This window comes from Arthrobacter sp. P1_B9 (genome assembly GCF_056406495.1).
On the sequence record NZ_JBFUAA010000003.1, the window covers coordinates 36,143 to 55,454 of the forward strand.

Genomic DNA, 19,312 nt, shown 5'->3' on the forward strand with positions numbered 1-19,312 from the left:
AGCCTGAAGTGATAGCGCATCGAGTGGTGGGCGCGTTACTCGAGCCGGCGCTGCTTGGTCTCGGGGGCGAAGAACGCCATCCACAGCACGGAGAGCAGCACGAGGCCGCCGGCCAGGGCGAACGACGTCGCGAGCCCCAGTTCCGGCCACAGGAAGGCCGCGAAGATCAGCGGACCGAACCCGGCGCCGAGCCGGGAGAACGTCGAGGCCCAGCCGAAGCCGGAGCCACGCAGTTCCGTGGGGTAGAGCTCGGAGACGTAGGTGTAGAGCACCGGGATGGCCACCTGCACCACGAAGCCGAACACCAGGAGCCAGAACACGGCGGCGGTGGGAATGTCCACCACGATCGCCACGATCACCAGCGTCAGCGCGGACAGCGGTCCGGTGATCGCCAGGATCCACTTGCGGCCCACACGCTCCACCAGCAGGGCGGCCACCACCACGCCCAGGAGTCCGACGGCGGCCATCGACGCCGTGGTCAGGAAGGCCTTGTACTCCTCGAAGCCGGCGCCGATCAGGATCCGCGGCATCCACGTCAGCGACAGGTAGTAGACGAGCAGGATGCTGAAGAACAGGGCCCATGCCGCCGTCGTGATCTTCCAGTTGAACTGCCAGAGGGCGCGCAACTGCGTCCACGCACTCCCCGCCGAGAGGCGTGGTGCATCCTGCGGTGCGGGCAGGCTGTAGACGCGGGCCTCAGCGCCAGTGGCCTGGACCAGGGCGTCGATCACCTTGGCGGCCTCGTCGCGGCGGCCCTTGCGGATCAGGAACAGCGGGGATTCCGGCACGCTGCGGCGGATCCAGAACACCAGCAGCGCCGGGAGCACCATGACCAGCATGGTCAGCCGCCAGTCCGCGAAGGCCGCGACCAGCCCGGCGGAGACGAAACCGCAAAGGGCGGCGCCGATCGGCCACCAGCCGTCCATCGCGGTGAGCACCCGGCCGCGCTGTTTGCGCGGGGTGAACTCGCCCACCAGCGCATAGTCCACCGGGATGCAGCCGCCCAGGCCGAACCCGGCCAGGAACCGGAACACGACGAACCACATGAAGTCGGGGGAGAAGGCGCCGAGCACGGTGAAGATGGAGAAAATCAGCAGGGTCGCGGTGAAGGCCTTCTTGCGGCCGATGGTGTCCGCAATGGTGCCCCAGACGAACGCGCCCAGGGCCATGCCAATGAGGTTCGCCGTGCCGATCCAGGCGGCATCGCCCGGGCTCAGCGACCAGTGCTTGGACAGCAACGGAATGAGGATGCCGTTGAGGGTGACGTCCCAGGCATCAAACATGAAGCCCAGTCCGCCGATCAGGAAGATCCGGCCCTGGACCTTCCACCGCCACGGCAGTTCCTGGACCACCTGTTCGCCGCTGGGCACAGTGGTGTACGTGTTCATCTTGGCCTCCTGTGAAAACTCTACGTGGCCGGGCCGCGGCCTGCGCGTGCTTCACACTCCGGCGCGCGGGAGGGCCCGGCGGCGGGACGCGATAAACTGGCCGCATCCCCACCACCCGCGGCCCCGCCGCGATATAAGACGGAGACTTTTGTGAGCTTCACGCAGCTTGACCGTGTATCCATCGACCGAGTTCCCATCCACCGGGCACTGATTTCGGTCTACGACAAGACCGGTCTGGAGGAGCTCGCTCAAGGCCTGCACGCCGCCGGCGTCAAGATCGTCTCCACCGGCTCCACGGCCAAGAAGATCGCTGCCGCGGGCATCCCCGTGCAGGAAGTCGAGGAAGTCACCGGCTCCCCCGAAATGCTGGACGGCCGCGTCAAGACCCTGCACCCGCGCGTGCACGGCGGCATCCTCGCGGACCGCCGCGTCCCGGCCCACATGCAGACCCTGGCGGACATGGAGATCGAGCCGTTCGACCTCGTCGTCGTCAACCTCTACCCCTTCGTGGAGACCGTGAAGTCCGGTGCAGCGCCGGACGACGTCGTCGAACAGATCGACATCGGGGGCCCCGCGATGGTGCGCTCCGCCGCGAAGAACCACGCCGCCGTCGCGATCGTGGTGGACCCGGCGTCCTACGGTGCCGTGGTGGAGGCCGCCGCCTCGGGCGGTTTTGACCTGAAGACCCGCCGCCGGCTCGCCGCCAAGGCGTTCGCGCACACCGCGGCCTACGACACCGCCGTGGCCACCTGGACCGCCAGCCAGTTCCGTGACGAGGACGGCGACGGCGTGATCGACTGGCCCGCCTACGCAGGCCTTGCCCTGGAACGCTCCGAGGTGCTCCGCTACGGCGAAAACCCGCACCAGCAGGCCGCACTGTATGTGGACAAGGCCGCCCCGGCCGGCATCGCCCAGGCCGACCAGCTGCACGGCAAGGCCATGAGCTACAACAACTTCGTCGACGCCGACGCCGCCCTGCGCGCCGCCTTCGACTTCGCCGAACCCGCCGTCGCCATCATCAAGCACGCCAACCCGTGCGGCGTGGCCGTGGGGTCCGCGTCGGCGGCCGACCCGATCGCCGACGCCCACGCCAAGGCCCACGCCTGCGATCCCGTGTCCGCGTTCGGCGGCGTCATCGCCGCGAACCGCACCGTCACCGCCGGGATGGCACGGACCGTCGCCGGCATCTTCACGGAGGTCGTCATCGCGCCGGGCTTCGACGACGAGGCAGTGGAGATCCTGTCCAAGAAGAAGAACATCCGCCTCCTGGCCCTCCCGGACGGATACGGCCGCTACCCGACCGAGTTCCGCCAGGTCTCCGGCGGCATGCTGGTACAGGCCACGGACAAGGTCGACGCCGACGGCGACACCCCCGCGAACTGGACCCTGGCCGCGGGCGACGCCGCCGACGCCGCCACTCTGGCCGACCTCGCGTTCGCCTGGACCGCGTGCCGCGCGGCGAAGTCCAACGCCATCCTGCTCGCAGACAACGGTGCCGCCGTCGGCATCGGCATGGGCCAGGTCAACCGGCTCGATTCCTGCAAGCTCGCGGTCGAGCGCGCCAACACGCTGGGTGTCACGGTTGAGTCCGATGTCGAGGGTGCTGGCGGTGCTGCTGGCACCGACGCCGCCGCTTCGCCGGAGCGTGCCCGGGGCGCCGTGGCGGCGTCGGACGCGTTCTTCCCGTTCGCCGACGGACTGCAGATCCTGGTCGACGCCGGCGTGCGCGCCGTCGTCCAGCCCGGCGGCTCAGTCCGGGACGAGGAAGTCATCGCCGCGGCCAACGCCGCCGGCATCACCATGTACTTCACCGGGGCACGCCACTTCTTCCACTAGGGCCCTTCCACTCGGGTAGTGCTCTTCCACTCGGGCTGCGGTTCGCGCACAAGGGACCCGCGCGCAAGAGACCCCCGCAAAAAATGGACATGCCCTCCCTGGCCGGGGGACATGTCCATTTTTTGTGCCATCGAGCGGGCTGGTGGCCGGTCCTTGGGACATGCCCATTCTTTCCGCGGGACATGCTCATTCTTCGCGGCAAGGAGTGGGCATATGGGGGATATGTCCAGGCTTCGGAGCGTGGGGAGGGCATGTCCCGTGCGACCGGGGCTGCCAGGGCCATCCGGGGGACATGCTCATTCTTTTCGGTGCGTACCGGGCCAACCCAAAGGACGTGCTCACGGGTTCAGGAGCTCGAGACCGACCCGGTCGGACATGCCCATTCCTTTCCGGGACATGCCCTCCCTGGCCGGGGGACATGTTCCATTTTTTGTGCCATCGAGCGGGCTGGTGGCCGGACCCTGGGACAGGCTCATTCTTTCCGCGGGACATGCTCATTTTTCGCGGCAAGGAGTGGGCACATGGCGGATATGTCCAGGCTTCGGAGTGTGGAGAGGGCATGTCCCCGTGCGACCCTCGGCTGCCAGGGCCAGCCGGGGGACATGCCCGTTCTTTCTGGAGCGCAGCGGGCCAGCCGGGGGACATGCTCATTCGTTCCCAAGCGCCGAGAAGCCGCCCGGGAGGACATGTCCATTCCTCATGGCAAGGCCCGGACATGTGGGGTATATGTCCGGGCCTTGGTGTTAGCGGAGGGCATGTCCAGGGGGCGGGCGCGATCCGCCGTCGCACATAAAGCCAGCGCGGGGCCACTGCGTCCTCCCCACTGCTGAAGATGGGACGCAATGACCCCGCGCTGGGGTAAACAGGGTAGACAAGCCCGGCTGCGCGGGCCCCGCGAACAGGCCCCCGCGAACGGAGCGCGGGCCCCGCGAACAGGCCCCCGCGAACGGAGCGCGGGGCCCCGCGCGAACGGGGCCCCGCGCCCTCAGATCAGGAAGCGGCCGCCGTGGTGTAGGCCTGCTGGATCACGCTGCCCCAGTAGGGACCGTACATCGTGGTGGAGTTGCTGCCGTAGCCGTAGCTGTTAATGGAGTTCTGGTAGCCGGCGGCGCTGGTGCCGATGAACCACGGACCGCCTGAGGAACCGCCGGTCATGTTGCAGGGGATCCCCTGGGTGTTGAACTGCGGGTTGTAGGGATCGTTCGTGGCGGTGCCGGAGCAGCTCTTGAGGGATTCACCGTTGAAGGGCGCTGCGGCGGGGTAGCCGAATGACTTGTAGCTCAGGCCGCGGGCGGCGTTGAACTGCAGCCCGGAGCCGCCGACGACGTCGCTCAGGTACTGGCCGTTGAGCGTGGACATGACGGCGAAGCCGGTGTCGTAGGTCATGTCACCCGAGGAGCTCCACTGGGTGGGGGCGTAGAGGGCCTTGGCCGTCCACTTGCCGTAGGGGGCCGCGCCGTTCAGGTACGCCGGGACGAACGTGAACTTGGTGGCGAAGGCGCCCGGGCCCTCATTCACGCAGTGCCCGGCCGTGGAGACCGTGCTCTTGTTGCCGGAGGAGACCGAGTTGCCGGAGCAGACGTAGTTCGTCCCGCCGAGGGTGAAAAAGACCTTGCCGATGTGCGGGACGGGGGTTTCGCTGGCATTGGTCTTGGTCTGGAGCGTCTGGGATTGCAGCTTGGGAGCCGCGGCCTCGACCTTGCTCGGCGCGCCCGTTTCCGCCGGGCCCCTGGCCGCGGTGGCCTTGCCGTTGCGCTTCATGGCCCTGTCGGCCAGGACGTCGCCGGGGACGGCGCTGCGCATGCGTTCCGCGGTCCAGTAGTCGGCCGCGCCCGTCTCGGTGACGGTGTGGCTGGCGACATCGGAGGTGGAAACCGGTGCCTTGGCCGGTGCGGGGGAGGCCGTGGCCGCCCCCGCGGCACTCAGGGCCAGCAGCGCGGCGGCCGAAAGAGTCAGCAGGCTGGTGGCCAGAGTCTTGGGTGTTCTCATGGGTGTCCTAACCGGTGGAAAAGCGGGGCGGCCGCTGTTGGCGGCCGCTGGATGGAACGAAACTACGGCAATTTGACTAACCTGTAAAGTCGCTTGTCAATTTTTGTTATGCCGTGTTGGGACGTCACTCATCCGTCCGCGCACGACGCCGGTAGGCGCCAACGGGGGCACCTCGGGTAAGTTAGGGGTGTTGAGATAACACAAGATTCCGGAAATACCCAGACCTTCAGGGAGACGCCCGCGCAATGGCAAAGATTATCTATACCCACACCGACGAAGCGCCGATGCTGGCCACCTATTCGTTCTTGCCGATCATTGAGGCGTTCGCCTCGACGGCCGGTGTGGAAGTGGAGACCCGCGACATCTCGCTGGCCGGCCGCATCATCGCCGTGTTCGGCGACTACCTCACCGAAGAGCAGCGCGTCAGCGACGCCCTGGCCGAGCTTGGTGCACTCGCCAAGACGCCCGAAGCCAACATCATCAAGCTGCCCAACATCAGCGCCTCCGTGCCCCAGTTGAAGGCCGCAATCGCCGAACTCCAGGGCCACGGCTACGCGCTGCCGGACTACCCGGACAACCCCTCCTCGGACGAGGAAACGGACATCCGGTCCCGCTACGACAAGATCAAGGGCTCCGCCGTGAACCCGGTCCTGCGCGAAGGCAACTCGGACCGCCGCGCCCCGCTCTCGGTCAAGAACTACGCCCGCCAGAACCCGCACAGCATGGGCGCCTGGACTCCGGAGTCCAATACCAACGTGGCCCACATGGACGCCGACGACTTCCGCTCGAACGAGCTGTCCGTGGTGATCGAGGCCGACACCAACATCAAGATCCAGCTCGTCAAGGAAGACGGCACCGTCAAGGTCCTCAAGCGTGCCTTCCCGGTCCTGGCCGGCGAGGTCATCGACGGCACCGTGATGCGTGCCGCGGCCCTGGATGAGTTCCTCGCAGCCCAGGTCGCCCGGGCCAAGAACGAGGGCGTGCTGTTCTCCGCCCACCTCAAGGCCACCATGATGAAGGTCTCGGACCCCATCATCTTCGGCCACGTCGTCAAGGCCTACTTCGCGGACCTCTTCGCCACCTACGGTGAGCAGATCGCCGCCGCCGGCCTGAGCCCCAACAACGGCCTTGCCTCCATCCTCAACGGCCTCGAGGACCTGCCGGAGGAGATCCGCGGCGAGGTCCAGGCAGCCATCGAAAAGGGCCTCAACGAGGGCCCCGAACTCGCGATGGTCGATTCCGACAAGGGCATCACCAACCTGCACGTGCCCTCCGACGTCATTGTCGACGCCTCGATGCCGGCCATGATCCGCAGCTCGGGCCACATGTGGGGCCGCGACGGCCAGGAAGCCGATACGCTCGCCGTCCTCCCGGACAGCAGCTACGCCGGCATCTACCAGGTCGTGGTTGATGACTGCCGCGCCCACGGGGCCTTCGATCCCACCACCATGGGCACCGTCCCGAACGTCGGCCTCATGGCCCAGGCCGCCGAGGAATACGGCAGCCACGACAAGACGTTCGAGATCCAGTCCGCCGGCACCGTCCAGATCGTTGACGACGCCGGCACGGTGCTGATCGAGCACAAGGTTGCCCCGGGCGACATCTGGCGCGCCTGCCAGACCAAGGACGTGCCGATCCGCGACTGGGTGAAGCTGGCCGTCACCCGTGCCCGCGCCTCCGCCACGCCCGCCGTCTTCTGGCTGGACAAGGGCCGCGCGCACGACGCCCGGATGATCGCCAAGGTGGAGGAATACCTCAAGGACCACGACACCGAGGGCCTGGAAATCGCCATCATGTCCCCGGATGAGGCCACGGCCTTCACGGTGGAGCGCCTCCGCAAGGGCGAGGACACCATCTCGGTGACCGGCAACGTGCTCCGCGACTACCTCACCGACCTCTTCCCGATCCTGGAACTGGGCACCAGCGCCAAGATGCTTTCGGTGGTACCGCTGATCAACGGCGGCGGCCTGTTCGAGACCGGCGCCGGCGGATCCGCCCCGAAGCACGTCCAGCAGTTGCTCAAGGAAAACCACCTGCGCTGGGACAGCCTGGGTGAATTCCTCGCACTGGCCGTCAGCTTCGAGCACCTCGCCACCAGCACCGGCAACGCCCGCGCCCAGGTCCTGGCCGACACCCTGGACCGGGCCACCGGCACGTTCCTGCTGGAGGACAAGTCCCCGAAGCGCAAGGCCGGCGAGTTGGACAACCGCGGCAGCCACTTCTACCTGGCCAAGTTCTGGGCCCAGGAACTGGCCAGCCAGAACGACGACGCCGAGCTCGCCGCGGCCTTCGCCGCCGTTTCTGACGCGCTGAACTCCAACGAGGACACCATCACCGGCGAACTCCTGGCCGTCCAGGGTTCCCCGGTGGACCTTGGCGGGTACTACCGGCCGGATGCGGCCAAGGTTGCAGCGGTCATGCGCCCGTCGGCGAAGTTCAGCGAAGTGCTTGCGACGCTGACCAAGTAGTCCCAGCCTCAACCGGCGCCAGACCTCAGGCAGCGTCCGGGCCGGCCGCCACGCAGAACGCCCCGTCTCCCGAAAGGGAGGCGGGGCGTTCTGCTGTCCGCCCGGGATTCCGGTGCGCGCGTCGCTGCTGGTCGTAGGAATGGCTGGTCGGAGGATGGCAGGAAAGAGGGGCAGCCGGGCGGGGGAGGGCTGCGGGGTCAGCCCTTGCCGTTGCCCTTGTGCTTCGATTTCCCGGTGGCGGCCTTGGCCGGGGCCGGGGCGACGGCGGCCGGGGCCGTCCGCGCTGCAGCGACCTGGGCTGCTGCCTGAGCCGCGGCAGCCTTTTCAGCCGCTGCTTTGTCGGCTGCCGCTTTGTCAGCCGCTGCTTTTTCCGCAGCCTTCCGGGCCGCCTCGGCCGCCTGCTGCGCGGTAAGGTCCGCCCGGACGGCGTCAATCGATGACTTGATGCTCTGGTGGCGTCTGAAGGACACCTCGCCGCTCGCGGCGACGGCATCCAGCCGGGTCAGCAACTCGTCAAGGTGCTTCAGGGAACCCTCCGGGTCGTTGGCGGCTGCAGCCTGGCTGACAGCCAAGACTTCGGATTGGAGTTGCCGGGCCGCGCCGCTGCCCAGTTCGGGGGCGGGGGAGCCGCAACCGGCCAAAGCCCCGGCGGCCAGCAGTCCGGCAAGGAGGCTTGCGGACACCCGATACCTCACCCGGCCGCGGTCTTGCCCGGCGGTTCGCGAATCGCTCATGGTTCCACACCCTTCTGCAGTTCCCTCAGGTGATCGCCGAGCGGTCCGGTGACGGTGGGGTAGGGGACGACGTCGGGCGCCGCGGGGACGGACAGGGCGACCGCGATCGTCGCCACGACGGCAAGGACTGCCAGCACGGCGAGCAGCACGGCCACGCGGGTGCGGGGCCGGGCCCGGAGAAACCATGCGGCCCCGCGCGACACGGAGCGGCGGCGGCGCGGCCGCAGCGGCAGGGCATCCGGGTCCAGCGAGTTCAGGGGGCGTGTTCTCGACGCCGCAGCCGTTGCGGCTCCGGGCCTGGGTGGGCGGGGCCGCCTTGCCGGCGGGGCCGGGAGGACCCGGGTGGGTTCCGTTGTGACCGGCCCCGGCAGCGATCCGGGGGAAACGAGGGCAACACGGAAAGCTGCCTCGAGATCGGCGGCCGCGGGGCGGTCCAACGGGTCCAGGACGGTCATGGCCTTGATGAGCCGGGCCCACTCCTCGGGCACGGCGTCCGGGATGACGGGGGCGCGGTGCAGGCGGGCCACGGCGGATTCGACGGCGCTGCCCGGGTACTCCACCTCGCCCTTGAGGCATTCGAGCAGGACCAGGCCCAGCGAGTAGATATCACTCGCCGGACCGAGGTCGGCCCCGCGGGCCTGTTCGGGACTGAGGTAGGCGGCGGTTCCCACCATGGTTCCCGTGGCGGTCAGCCGGGTCCCGTCGATGATCCGGGCGATGCCGAAGTCTGTGAGCTTGGGCCGAAGCGGCTCTCCCGGCCGGACCGGCACCAGGAGGATGTTGGCGGGCTTGATGTCCCGGTGGACGATGCCGAGGCCGTGGACGTAGGCGAGGGCATCGGCGATCCCGGCGCCCACCACGGCCAACTCGGCCAGCGGCAGGGGACTGTGGCGGATCCGGGTCCGCAGATCCTGGCCGTCCACGAGCTCCATGGTCAGGAAGGGCCGGGGCTCCTCGGGAATCCGGGTGTCCGTCCCGGCGTCGAACAGCGTCACCAGGCTTGGATGATTCAGGGTCGCCAGCAGTTCGATCTCCGCTTCCTGGCGGCGGAGCTCGTCAGGATCCGCCGATTGCGGTGCAAAGAGCTTCAGGGCAACGTCCCGGCCAAGGTTCAGGTCCTTGGCCGTGTAGACCGACGCCATGCCGCCCCGGCCAATCACCTCCCCCAGCTGATAGCGGCCGCCCAGGGGCTCCGCCATGATGCTGTTGGGCGAACTGTCCACGCTGTCCCCGTACCTTTCGTGTGCGCCCCGGCGGCGCTCCTAAAGAATGATACGGGTACGGGTATCTGATTGCGGTCCGCGTGGTGCGTGGGGGACCTCCGGTCCCGGCGCCGAAGCGTCTTTCCTCACCGGACGCCCACCCGCGGACGCCCCTCCGCCGGAGCATGCCGTTGGGTCCCCCAGCGGACCCAACGACCTTGCTCCGGCGGTACAGGACCTTGATGGGAGCGGTGGCATGCGCTAGGGCGGGCGGGGCTTGCAGCCGGGCCTCGGCTGCGGACCGGAACGCTCGGGGTGGGCGGGCGCTGAGAGGGTCAGGCCGGCGGGAAATGGGGTGCCGGAAGCCCGGCGGTGGACGGTCGTGTCCATGGGGGATTCTCCTGGGTGACTGTTGGCGGGCGGCGAAGGCAGCCCGACGGGCCGTGCTCTGTGGAGGCAGAGACGGCCCGACTAGTCAGGAGAAGAACCGGGATCAGCGCTAACGGCTGCGTACTCGTGCTGGAGCGGTCCGCCGATGGCGTCGGCCCCGATGGTGGGCACGTAGAAGACCAGGCTGGGCATCCACGCAGCCGTTCCGGCAGGCCCGCCGCCGGAGTGCCCGCTGCCGGACCCCGAGCCCGGAGCCGGCGGGAGTGCGTCAGGCGCAGGCAGTCCCGTTCCGCCATGCCATGGGCCCGGACCCGGGTTGCCGGAGGGAGCCGGCGGTTCACCGGTCCCGGCAGGGGCCTTGGCCGGCGGGGCAGCGCCGGACTGGACAGCTGCCGCGCCCCGGGGTTCAGGGATCAGCAAGGCGGGATAGGCAACAGTGGCACCCGGGGAAGGAGACGCCGGGAACGGACGGGCCGCCACGGTGCCGGTGGGGGCAGGCGCCGGCAGTTCAGCTGGTGCTGCGTTGGCGGCGGTCGCTTTTGCGGCGCCCGCCGGTGCCGATTCGCCATCGACAGCGGCCGGCGTCCCCGCAGGCGATCCCGCCGCGACGTCGCCGCCTGGAACGACGCCGCCTGGAACGACGCCGTCTGGAACGACGCCGTCTGGTGGCCCGGCCGCAGGGTCGCCGGGGAGCGGAGTTGCTGGATCCGGAGCCGGAGCCGGGGCCGCCGGGTCGCCGGGCGACGAAGGTGCTGGAGCCGGAGCCGCGGGGTCCACGGCCGGCGGATCGACGCCGGGGACCGGTACCGCAGGGTCCACCACCGGCGGAACAACACCGGGGACCGGAACCGCAGGGTCCACCACAGGCCCGGTTGCCGGCGGGGTGAGTGCCGGCGCAGGGAGCGAAGGGTCAGGGAGTACCGGGGAGGGGAGCGCCGGGTCCGGTGCCGCCTGCCCAGGGGCGGGCGGTGGCGCGTCGGGAACCGCCGGGTCAGGGGCGGTGTCCGCGGGCCCGTTCGGGTCGGCATGAACGACGTCCGCGGAAGCTGCTCCCGGCCCCGGAACAGCGCCCGCCGCCCAGGCGCCCGCCGGGACCGCAGAGATGTCCACGGAAACCACGCCGTCGAGGGAGGGAACAGGGAGGTCGTCGGCGTCCGTACAGGAGGCGGCGGCCGTGCTCTCCCCGGCGTCGTCGGCCGTCCCGTAGAACGCGCAGGCGTCGTCCGCCTGCGCGGCCGTGCAGGTCAGTGTCAGCCACGCGGCGCCGGCGACGGCGGCCAAAAGCACGCGCCGCAAGGGGCGCAGGGGGCGCAAGGTGCGGCCCGCGCGGGAGGACGCTGCTGCAGGATCCATGCGCGCACCCCCGATCCCGGAAGACTGGACAATTGCCTACAGGGTAAGTCGGCCCCAACAGGAGAGTCCAGAGCGGGGCCGAAACTGTAGGCATACCGAGACACTTGGAATGCGCCGGGTCCGTTGCCTGGGGCGTGGAAAATGCGAGGCGGTTAGTGGGCGTCGTTGGGGTAGCTCACGCCGAGCTGCGCGCGTACGCCGTCGAAAAGCCGCATGGTGTTCAGGGAGTCCTCCAGAGGCATGACCGGGCTCTCGGTGAGGCCCTGCTGGATGCACCGCGTGACCTCGCGGAGCTCGTAGGTGTAGCCACGTCCCACCACGGTGAACTGCTCCGTCCGGGGCCCCTCGAAGCCGATCCGGACCAGCAGTTCCTTCGGGTTGTTGATGGAGCCGGGGCTCTGGAGGTAGCCCTTGGTGCCGGCGACGGTGGCCGTGCGGGGGCCGTAGGCCATCAATGACGAGGTCAGTTGGGCCTGGGCGCCGTGGTGGTAACCGAGCGTCAACGCATTCTGGGCGTCGACGCCGTCGTCGTTCAGCCAGCCGGTGGCGCTGACCGTTTGCGGGAACCCCAGGGTGCCGAGCGCCCAGAGCAGGGGATAGACCGTCATGTCCAGCAGGGCGCCGCCACCGTCCTTGGGTGCCCAAAGCCGGGAACCGGGCGAGTACGGCGCCGGAAAGCCGAGGTCGGCGCCGACCCATTTCACCTCGCCGATCTCGCCCGAGGCAGCGATCTCGAACGCCCGCTGCATGCTGGGCAGGAACCGGCTCCACACCGCCTCCATCAGGAAGACTCCGTTGGTCCGGGCCGCCGCGATCAGCTCGGCTGCTTCCCTGGCATTGATCGTGAGGGCCTTCTCGCACAGCACGTGCTTGCCGGCGTTGAGGGCGGCGAGGGCTATCTTGTGATGGTGGGCGTGCGGGGTGGCGACGTAGACGACGTCGACGGCGTCATTGGCGAGCAAGCGGGCATAGCCACTGGCGCCCTCCTGGTCACCGTAGGCGTGGACAAAGCCGTAGTCGGCCGCGAACGCGTCCGCGGCCGCCTGTGTGCGGGAGCTGACGGCGTACAGTTCCGCATCCGCCAGCAGCCCAAGGTCGCGTGTGACCGAAGCGGCGATCCCGCCGGTGGCGATGACACCCCAGCGCAGCCTGGCACCGGTGGCTGTGCGGGGGTCCTGGTCCGGCTGGCTGAACAGCCACGGCTTTGCGATGAGGGCAGACATGATGCCATCTTCTCACCCAGGGGCGGGCGGGCCGCGGTGTTCACGGCCCTGGCATGGCGGAGGTTCGACGCGGAGATCCAGTCTCACGAAGTTCAGCCCCGGCGCCCCGACGCCGGAGCCGCGGGCGGGCCCCCAAGGCCTGCCCGCAGCTCCGCCGCCGAAGTCCCCGCCGCCGGCCGGTCCTCAGCCGGTCAGGGCCGCCGTCGCACGGGTCCGGGCCGTTTCCTCGGTGAGCCGGCCCTGCTGGAGCCGGAAGCGCCGGTCCGTCTTGTTGGCCAGGGCACGGTCGTGGGTGACCACCAGGATGGTGGTGTTGTGGTCCCGGCTGAGCGTGCTGAGCAGCTCGATGATGTGCTCGCCGGTCTGCTCGTCCAGGTTGCCGGTGGGTTCATCGGCCAGGATCAGTTTGGGTTCGTTCGCCAGCGCCCGGGCGATCGCCACCCGCTGCTGCTCGCCGCCGGAGAGCCGGTTGATGCGCCGCCCGTGCTTCTCCGGATCGAGCTGGACCTGTTCGAGCAGCTGCCGGGCCCGCTCGGCCCGCGCCGCCTTGCGCACGCCGGCGAATTCCATCGGCAGCATCACGTTGTCCACGGCCGAGAGGTTCGGGATCAGGTTGAACTGCTGGAACACGAAGCCGATGTCCCGGCGCCTGTAGTTGGTCAGTTTCCCGTCGGGCATGCTGGCCAGGCTCACGCCGTTGACCACCACGTCGCCGCTGGTGGGCTTGTCCAGCGCCCCGAGCAAGGAGAGCAGGGTGCTCTTGCCGCTGCCGCTCTTGCCCACGATCGAGGCCAGCGTGCCCTGCTCCAGCTCGAAGCTGACATCGTTGACCGGCTTGATGGTCCGGTCGCCGGACTTGAACGTGCGGACCAGGTTCTTGACTTCGATCATGGCTATTCTCCTCGGAGGACTTCGATGGGACGAATGCGGGCCGTGAGCAGGGCCGGGACGAGCGCGCCGATGATGGCGACGCCGAAAACTGCGGCGATGCCCGCGGCGATGACGTCGGGGGAGGCGCTCGCCGTCACGGAGGTCAGCAGCTGGCTGGCCCCGCCCAGCGGTCCGCCCGCCCCGCCCGGGAACCCGCCACCGGGAAAGCCGCCAGCGCCGCCGCGCTGGCCGGTGGCCGCCGCGCTCGTGCTGCTGCTTGAACTGATGAGGGCGCTGGCGATGCCGCCGCTTGCGAGGGAGGCGACGGCGGCGCCCACCACGCTGCCCATGGCCACCAGCACGAGGGCCTCCAGCACAAACTGCAGGCCGATGGTGCGGTTCGGGGCGCCGATGGCCTTCAGGACACCGATCTCGCGGCGTCGTTCGCGGACCAGCATGACCATGATCAGGAGGATGATCAGGCCGGCGGTGCCAAGGGCCGCGACGAAGGCGATGAAGGAAATGTTCTTGACGCTGTCCAGCGAGCTGACGGCGGTCTCAAGGTTCCGCTGGCCCTGGGTGACGTCGGCCTTGTCGGAGCCCAGCGCCGCCTGCAGGGCGGTCTTGGCGGCGTCGACGTTTTCCATGCTGTTGACCGTGACGATCATGGTGGAGAGTTCGCCTGGGAGCGCGGCGAGGGTCTGGGCGGTCGGCAGCGTCACGTAGAGCGCATTGTTGCCGAACGCGGTCCCGGCGTCGAACAGCCCCCGGACGGTGAAGCTCTGGTCCCCGATGGTGAACGTCGAGCCCACGCTGAGGCCGTTCTTGGTGGCCAGGGTGGTGCCCAGCAGGGCGCCGGTGGACGCGGCGGTGTAGTTGCCCAGGCCGGTGCCCTGCGTCAGCTGCAGGGCCTTGCCGGTGGAGTCCACCTCGGCGCCGATGCCCGTTGCCGTGATGGGCAGCGAGAACGCCGGCGCGGCCTGCGCGGTGCTGCCGGTACTGCCCGAGGTGCTGCTTCCGGTGGCGCCGGTACTGGCTTGGTTACGGTTGCCGAGGGTGCCGGCGTCGACGGCGGCCGTGAGGCTCGTGGTGACGGAGGTGGCCGACTGGCCGCCGGGGCCGCCTTGGCCTGTCCGTCCTGACGCGGCCTCGGCGGCAATGTCAGCGGCGTTGCGCAGGCGCAGCGCCTTGGTGCCGACCACGCTGCTGACGTTGGGGACGGCCGCCGCCGTCGCTGCCTGGGCGGACGTCAGCGGCTCGCCGCCGCCCTCGAACCCCTGGCCGCCGGCGGGGTTCACGGTCAGGACCGTGCCCACCGAGGCGTTCAGCTCGGCAACCTTGCCGGTGACGGACTGGTTGGCCACGAGCATGGCCAGGGCAAGTCCAATGGCTACGGCCAGGACCGCCACCACGGCGGCGGTCCTGACCTTGTTTCGAAAGGCGTTGCCTACACTCCGGGCAAGAACGCTCACGGTGCTCCTAGTTTTTCTTGGGTGTCTCTGGGGGGTATCTCCTGCCGGGCCCGATGCCCGGCGCTGGTCCCACAGTGGTACGGGCCGCTGTGCGAACCTCCCCCGGGAGCTATGGATCTGCTGTGAAGCGCCTCGCCACAGGCAAGGTCACCGCCAAGGTCACCGCCAAAGTCACCGCCAAGGTCGCGGCCGGCGCACCACGGCCGGTGCGCCACTGCCAACGCAAGAGCCCCGGCCCTCCCTTGCGGGAGAGCCGGGGCTCTGTACTCTGGCGCGGCCGGTGAAGCGGTCGCCCAGATAAGGAACTACTGCTTGGTGATCGGGCCGAGGACCGGATCGTTCTCGTACGCCGTGTGGACGTTGTCCTTGGTGACGATGACCGGCTTCAGCAGGTACGCGGGAACAACCTTGTTTCCGTTGTTGTAGGACTTGTCGTCGTTAATCTCCGGCTTCTTGCCTGCCTGGACGTCGTTGACCATGGTGATCGAGTGGTCAACGAGTGCATTGGTGTCCTTGTTGATGGTGGAGTACTGCTCGCCCGCCATGATGGACTTGACCGACTCAACCTCGGAGTCCTGACCCGTGACAACCGGGATCGGCTTGCCGGCGGCCTTGACAGAGGTGATGATCGCGCGGGCCAGGGTGTCGTTCGGGGACAGCACGCCGTCAAGCGGGGCGCTGCCGTACGTTCCGGCGAGCAGGGTGTCCATGCGCTTCTGGGCGTTCTCTGCCTTCCAGCCCTGGGTAACGGCCTGTTCGAAGCTCGTCTGGCCCGAAAGGACCTTGAGGGTGCCGTCGTCGATCTTCGGCTTCAGGACGCTCATGGCGCCGTCGAAGAAGACCTTCGCGTTGGCGTCATCAGGGGAACCTGCGAAGAGCTCGATGTTGTACGGGCCTGCCGGCTTCTTGCCCTTCATGCCGTCCAGCAGCGCCTGGCCCTGGAGTTCACCGACCTTGAAGTTGTCGTAGGCCACGTAGTAGTCCACGTCCGGGGTGTTCAGGAGCAGACGGTCATACGCGATGATCGTGGCGCCGGCATCCTTGGCCTGCTTGAGCTGGGTGCCCAGCTGCGCACCGTCGATGGCACCGACGATGATGAGCTTGTCGCCCTTGGTGATCATGGCACTAATCTGGTTCTGCTGATCCGAAACGCCGCCATTGGCGAACTGCACATCCGGCTTGTAGCCGGCCTTGGTGAGGCCGTCGTTGAACAGCTGCTCCGCCAGAACCCAGTTTTCCGAGGTCTTCTGGGGCAGCGCGACGCCGATCGACGAGCCCTTCGGGAATGCTTCGCCTCCGGAGCTCGAACCGCCGGTAGTCCCGGTGTCGGAACGGCCGCAGGCCGTCAGCGCCAGTGCCGCAATAGCAGCGATTGCTGCTGCCTTTCCTGCTTTACCAATCATTCGCATTGCTTGGTTCACTTTCTTTTGGTGGTGTGCGGAGAATTGTGGGGTTGGGGAACCGGGGGAGCCGCTCAGGCTCCCCTGGAGATGACGTCTGTGGTTTGGGTTGTCTCGTCGGCCTTGATCTCGTTACTGCGGCTGAAGTTCTTCATCAGCATCCCGACGACGGACCTCTTGCCCTGGGTCTTGTTGTAGACGTCGAAGGCGACGGCGATCAGGAGCACCAGGCCCTTGATGATCTGGGTGAGGTCGGCGCCGACGCCGAGCAGCTGCAGGCCGTTGTTCAGGACTGCCATGACCAGGCCGCCGATGATCGAGCCGATCACGGTGCCCACGCCACCGGTGACCGCGGCGCCGCCAATGAACACGGCGGCGATGGCGTCCAGTTCCCAGCCGACGCCGTCGAACGGGCCTGAGGCGGTGGAGCGGCCGACGAAAATCATGCCGGCGAGGCCGGCCAGGAAGGACATGTTCATCATGACCAGGAAGTTGACCTTCTTGGACTGGACACCGGAGAGCTCGGCGGCGTGCCGGTTGCCACCGACGGCGTAGATGTGGCGGCCGATAACGGTCTTGGAGGAGATGAAGCCGTACACGAGGACCAGGACGGCCAGGATCAGGCCCGGCACGGGGAAGGAGGTGCCCGGCCGGCCGGTGGCAAAGAGGTAGGTCGCGTAGAGGATGGCGCCGGAGACCAGCACCAGTTTGATAACCATGACCCACGCTTCGGGAACCTCGGCACCGAGGGCCTTGGCGTTGCGGCGGGAGCGGATCTCGCTGAAGATCACGAACGCGACGCCGAGCAGGCCAATGAGCATGGTGGGGTTGTTGTAGCCGGTATTCGGTCCAAACTCGGGCAGGTAGCCGGAGCCGATGTACTGGAAATCCGTGGGAACCGGGATGGTGTTCGACTTGCCGACCAACTGGTTGGCGCCGCGGAAGATCAGCATGCCGGACAGCGTCACGATGAACGCGGGGATGCCGACATAGGCCACCCAGAATCCCTGCCACATTCCGATCAGGGCGCCGAGCCCGAGCCCCATCAGGACGCCGATGTACCAGGGCAGCCCCCAGTCGCGGATGAAGAGTGACACGCAGACACCCACGAAGGCCGCGACGGAACCGACCGAGAGGTCGATGTGCCCGGCGATGATGACCAGCACCATGCCGATGGCGAGGATCAGGATGTAGGAGTTGCCGTTGAAGAGGTTGATGACGTTGCCCGATGTGAGCGTGCGGCCCTCCGTGAAAATCTCGAAGAACACGATCAGCGCAACCAGGGCGAAGATCATGCCGAATTGGCGGGTGTTGCCGCCAAAGAGCTTCTTGAGCGCGTTCATTGTTTCAGTCCTTGTGTCCGGGGTGTTCGGATTGTTCTGGTTTGTCCCAAAGGGTCAAGCGGTCTTGCGGGCGGACGTCATGAGTTTCATGAGGCTTTCCTGGCTGGCTTCGTCCTTGTTCAGGACGCCGGTGATGGCGCCTTCGAAAATCGTGTAGATCCGGTCCGAGAGGCCCAACAGCTCGGGCAGCTCCGAGGAAATGACGATCACGGCCTTGCCCTCGTTGGCCAGCTTCTGGATGATGCCGTAGATCTCGTACTTGGCCCCGACATCGATCCCGCGGGTGGGTTCGTCCAGGATCAGCACGTCCGGGTCGGTGAACATCCACTTCGCCAGCACGACCTTCTGCTGGTTGCCGCCGGAGAGCTTTGCGACGCCTTCCTCCACGGAGGGCGTCTTGGTCCGCAGCGACTTCCGGTATTCCTCCGCGACGGCGTATTCCTTGTTGGCGTCCACCACGAAGTTCTTGCTGATCTTGCGCAGGTTTGCCGAGACCGTGGTGGCCTTGATGTCGTCCAGCAGGTTCAGGCCCAGGGACTTGCGGTCCTCGGTGACGTAGCCGAGTCCGGCGTCGATCGCCTGGCGGACGCTCTTGAGCTGCAGTTCCTTGCCTTCTTTGTAGACATGGCCCGAGATGAAGCGGCCGTACGAGCGCCCGAACACGGACCGGGCCAGTTCGGTGCGTCCGGCGCCCATCAGGCCCGCGAACCCGACGATCTCGCCGCGGCGGACGAAAAAGCTGGAGTTCTTGCAGACCAGGCGGTCCTGGATCTGCGGGTGCCCGACGTTCCAGTTCTTCACCTCGAAGAGGACATCGCCGATCTTCGGCTCGTGGTCCGGGAACCGGGATTCCAGGGTCCGGCCCACCATGCCCTTGATGATGCGGTCCTCGTCGACGCCGTCGGCCTTGACGTTCAGGGTCTCGATCGACTTGCCGTCGCGGATGATCGTGATCTCATCGGCGATCTGTTCGATCTCGTTGAGCTTGTGCGAAATGATGATCGAGGTGATTCCGCGGCCCTTGAGGCCCAGCATGAGGTCCAGCAGGTGCTGGGAGTCGGACTCGTTCAGCGCCGCCGTGGGCTCGTCCAGGATCAGGAGCTTGACCGACTTGTTCAGGGCTTTGGCGATCTCGACCAGCTGCTGCTTGCCGACGCCGATCTCCTTGATGGGGGTGTCCGGGTCCTCGCGCAGCCCCACGCGGGCCAGCAGTTCGGTGGACCGGGTCCGGGCCTCGGCCCAGTCGATCACGCCGCGCTTGGTGGGCTCGTTGCCGAGGAAGATGTTCTCCATGATCGACAGTTCGGGGATAAGCGCGAGTTCCTGGTGGATGATCACGATGCCGGCGTGCTCGCTGGCCCTGATGTCCTTGAACTCCTGGACTTCGTTCTGGTAAACGATGTCCCCGGTGTACGTGCCGTAGGGGTACACGCCTGAGAGTACCTTCATCAGGGTCGATTTCCCGGCGCCGTTCTCACCGCAGATGGCGTGGATCTCGCCGGCCTTCACCCGCAGGCTCACATCGGCCAAAGCTTTAACGCCGGGGAACTCCTTGGTGATGGATCGCATCTCGAGGATTAGCGGATCACTGTGCGTGTTGAGGGACGTCATCTGCCCTTACGCCTCCAATGCATGACTTCGTTG

General features: G+C 67.8%; 13 protein-coding genes. 2 read left to right on the forward strand and 11 right to left on the reverse strand.

Annotation, left to right across the window (positions count from 1 at the left end; translation table 11 throughout):
* Window positions 1–35: 35 nt before the first annotated feature.
* Window positions 36–1,388 carry an MFS transporter gene (locus AC1D1A_RS05205; protein WP_243180242.1) on the reverse strand — a complete coding sequence of 451 codons (1,353 nt, stop codon included), beginning with the start codon at window positions 1,386–1,388 and terminating at the stop codon, window positions 36–38.
* 150 nt (window positions 1,389–1,538) lie between these two features.
* On the opposite strand from AC1D1A_RS05205, the gene purH reads away from it, so the two are divergent.
* A complete protein-coding gene (gene purH, locus AC1D1A_RS05210; RefSeq protein ID WP_476947282.1) occupies window positions 1,539–3,224 on the forward strand; it encodes a bifunctional phosphoribosylaminoimidazolecarboxamide formyltransferase/IMP cyclohydrolase in 1,686 nt (561 codons plus the stop codon).
* Window positions 3,225–4,214: 990 nt separating this feature from the next.
* Here the strand turns inward: purH and AC1D1A_RS05215 are convergent.
* On the reverse strand, window positions 4,215–5,213 hold the full coding sequence (locus AC1D1A_RS05215; protein WP_476947283.1) for a trypsin-like serine peptidase: 999 nt from the start codon (window positions 5,211–5,213) through the stop codon (window positions 4,215–4,217).
* Window positions 5,214–5,458: 245 nt separating this feature from the next.
* On the opposite strand from AC1D1A_RS05215, the gene AC1D1A_RS05220 reads away from it, so the two are divergent.
* A complete protein-coding gene (locus AC1D1A_RS05220; protein WP_476947284.1) occupies window positions 5,459–7,681 on the forward strand; it encodes an NADP-dependent isocitrate dehydrogenase in 2,223 nt (740 codons plus the stop codon).
* 197 nt (window positions 7,682–7,878) lie between these two features.
* On the opposite strand, the gene AC1D1A_RS05225 is transcribed toward AC1D1A_RS05220, so the two are convergent.
* The 9 genes from AC1D1A_RS05225 to mmsA form a co-directional block, all read right to left on the reverse strand.
* Entirely contained in the window at window positions 7,879–8,415 is a 537-nt protein-coding gene (locus tag AC1D1A_RS05225; protein ID WP_476859179.1) for a mucin-associated surface protein, read from the reverse strand.
* Entirely contained in the window at window positions 8,412–9,614 is a 1,203-nt protein-coding gene (locus tag AC1D1A_RS05230; protein ID WP_476947416.1) for a serine/threonine-protein kinase, read from the reverse strand. The genes AC1D1A_RS05225 and AC1D1A_RS05230 overlap by 4 nt, the downstream gene beginning before the upstream one ends.
* A 474-nt stretch (window positions 9,615–10,088) precedes the next feature.
* Entirely contained in the window at window positions 10,089–11,360 is a 1,272-nt protein-coding gene (locus tag AC1D1A_RS05235) for a hypothetical protein (RefSeq protein WP_476947285.1), read from the reverse strand.
* Window positions 11,361–11,512: 152 nt separating this feature from the next.
* Window positions 11,513–12,583, reverse strand: a complete 1,071-nt coding sequence (locus AC1D1A_RS05240; protein ID WP_476856612.1) for a Gfo/Idh/MocA family protein — start codon at window positions 12,581–12,583, stop codon at window positions 11,513–11,515.
* A 183-nt stretch (window positions 12,584–12,766) separates the two neighbouring features.
* Window positions 12,767–13,474, reverse strand: a complete 708-nt coding sequence (locus AC1D1A_RS05245) for an ABC transporter ATP-binding protein (RefSeq protein ID WP_476931467.1) — start codon at window positions 13,472–13,474, stop codon at window positions 12,767–12,769.
* Between the two features lie 2 nt (window positions 13,475–13,476).
* A complete protein-coding gene (locus tag AC1D1A_RS05250; protein ID WP_476947286.1) occupies window positions 13,477–14,925 on the reverse strand; it encodes an ABC transporter permease in 1,449 nt (482 codons plus the stop codon).
* A 305-nt stretch (window positions 14,926–15,230) separates the two neighbouring features.
* On the reverse strand, window positions 15,231–16,334 hold the full coding sequence (locus AC1D1A_RS05255) for a substrate-binding domain-containing protein (RefSeq protein WP_476856609.1): 1,104 nt from the start codon (window positions 16,332–16,334) through the stop codon (window positions 15,231–15,233).
* 65 nt (window positions 16,335–16,399) lie between these two features.
* Window positions 16,400–17,668 carry a multiple monosaccharide ABC transporter permease gene (gene mmsB, locus AC1D1A_RS05260; protein ID WP_476856608.1) on the reverse strand — a complete coding sequence of 423 codons (1,269 nt, stop codon included), beginning with the start codon at window positions 17,666–17,668 and terminating at the stop codon, window positions 16,400–16,402.
* A 54-nt stretch (window positions 17,669–17,722) separates the two neighbouring features.
* Window positions 17,723–19,279 carry a multiple monosaccharide ABC transporter ATP-binding protein gene (gene mmsA / locus AC1D1A_RS05265; RefSeq protein ID WP_476849130.1) on the reverse strand — a complete coding sequence of 519 codons (1,557 nt, stop codon included), beginning with the start codon at window positions 19,277–19,279 and terminating at the stop codon, window positions 17,723–17,725.
* Window positions 19,280–19,312 lie beyond the last annotated feature (33 nt).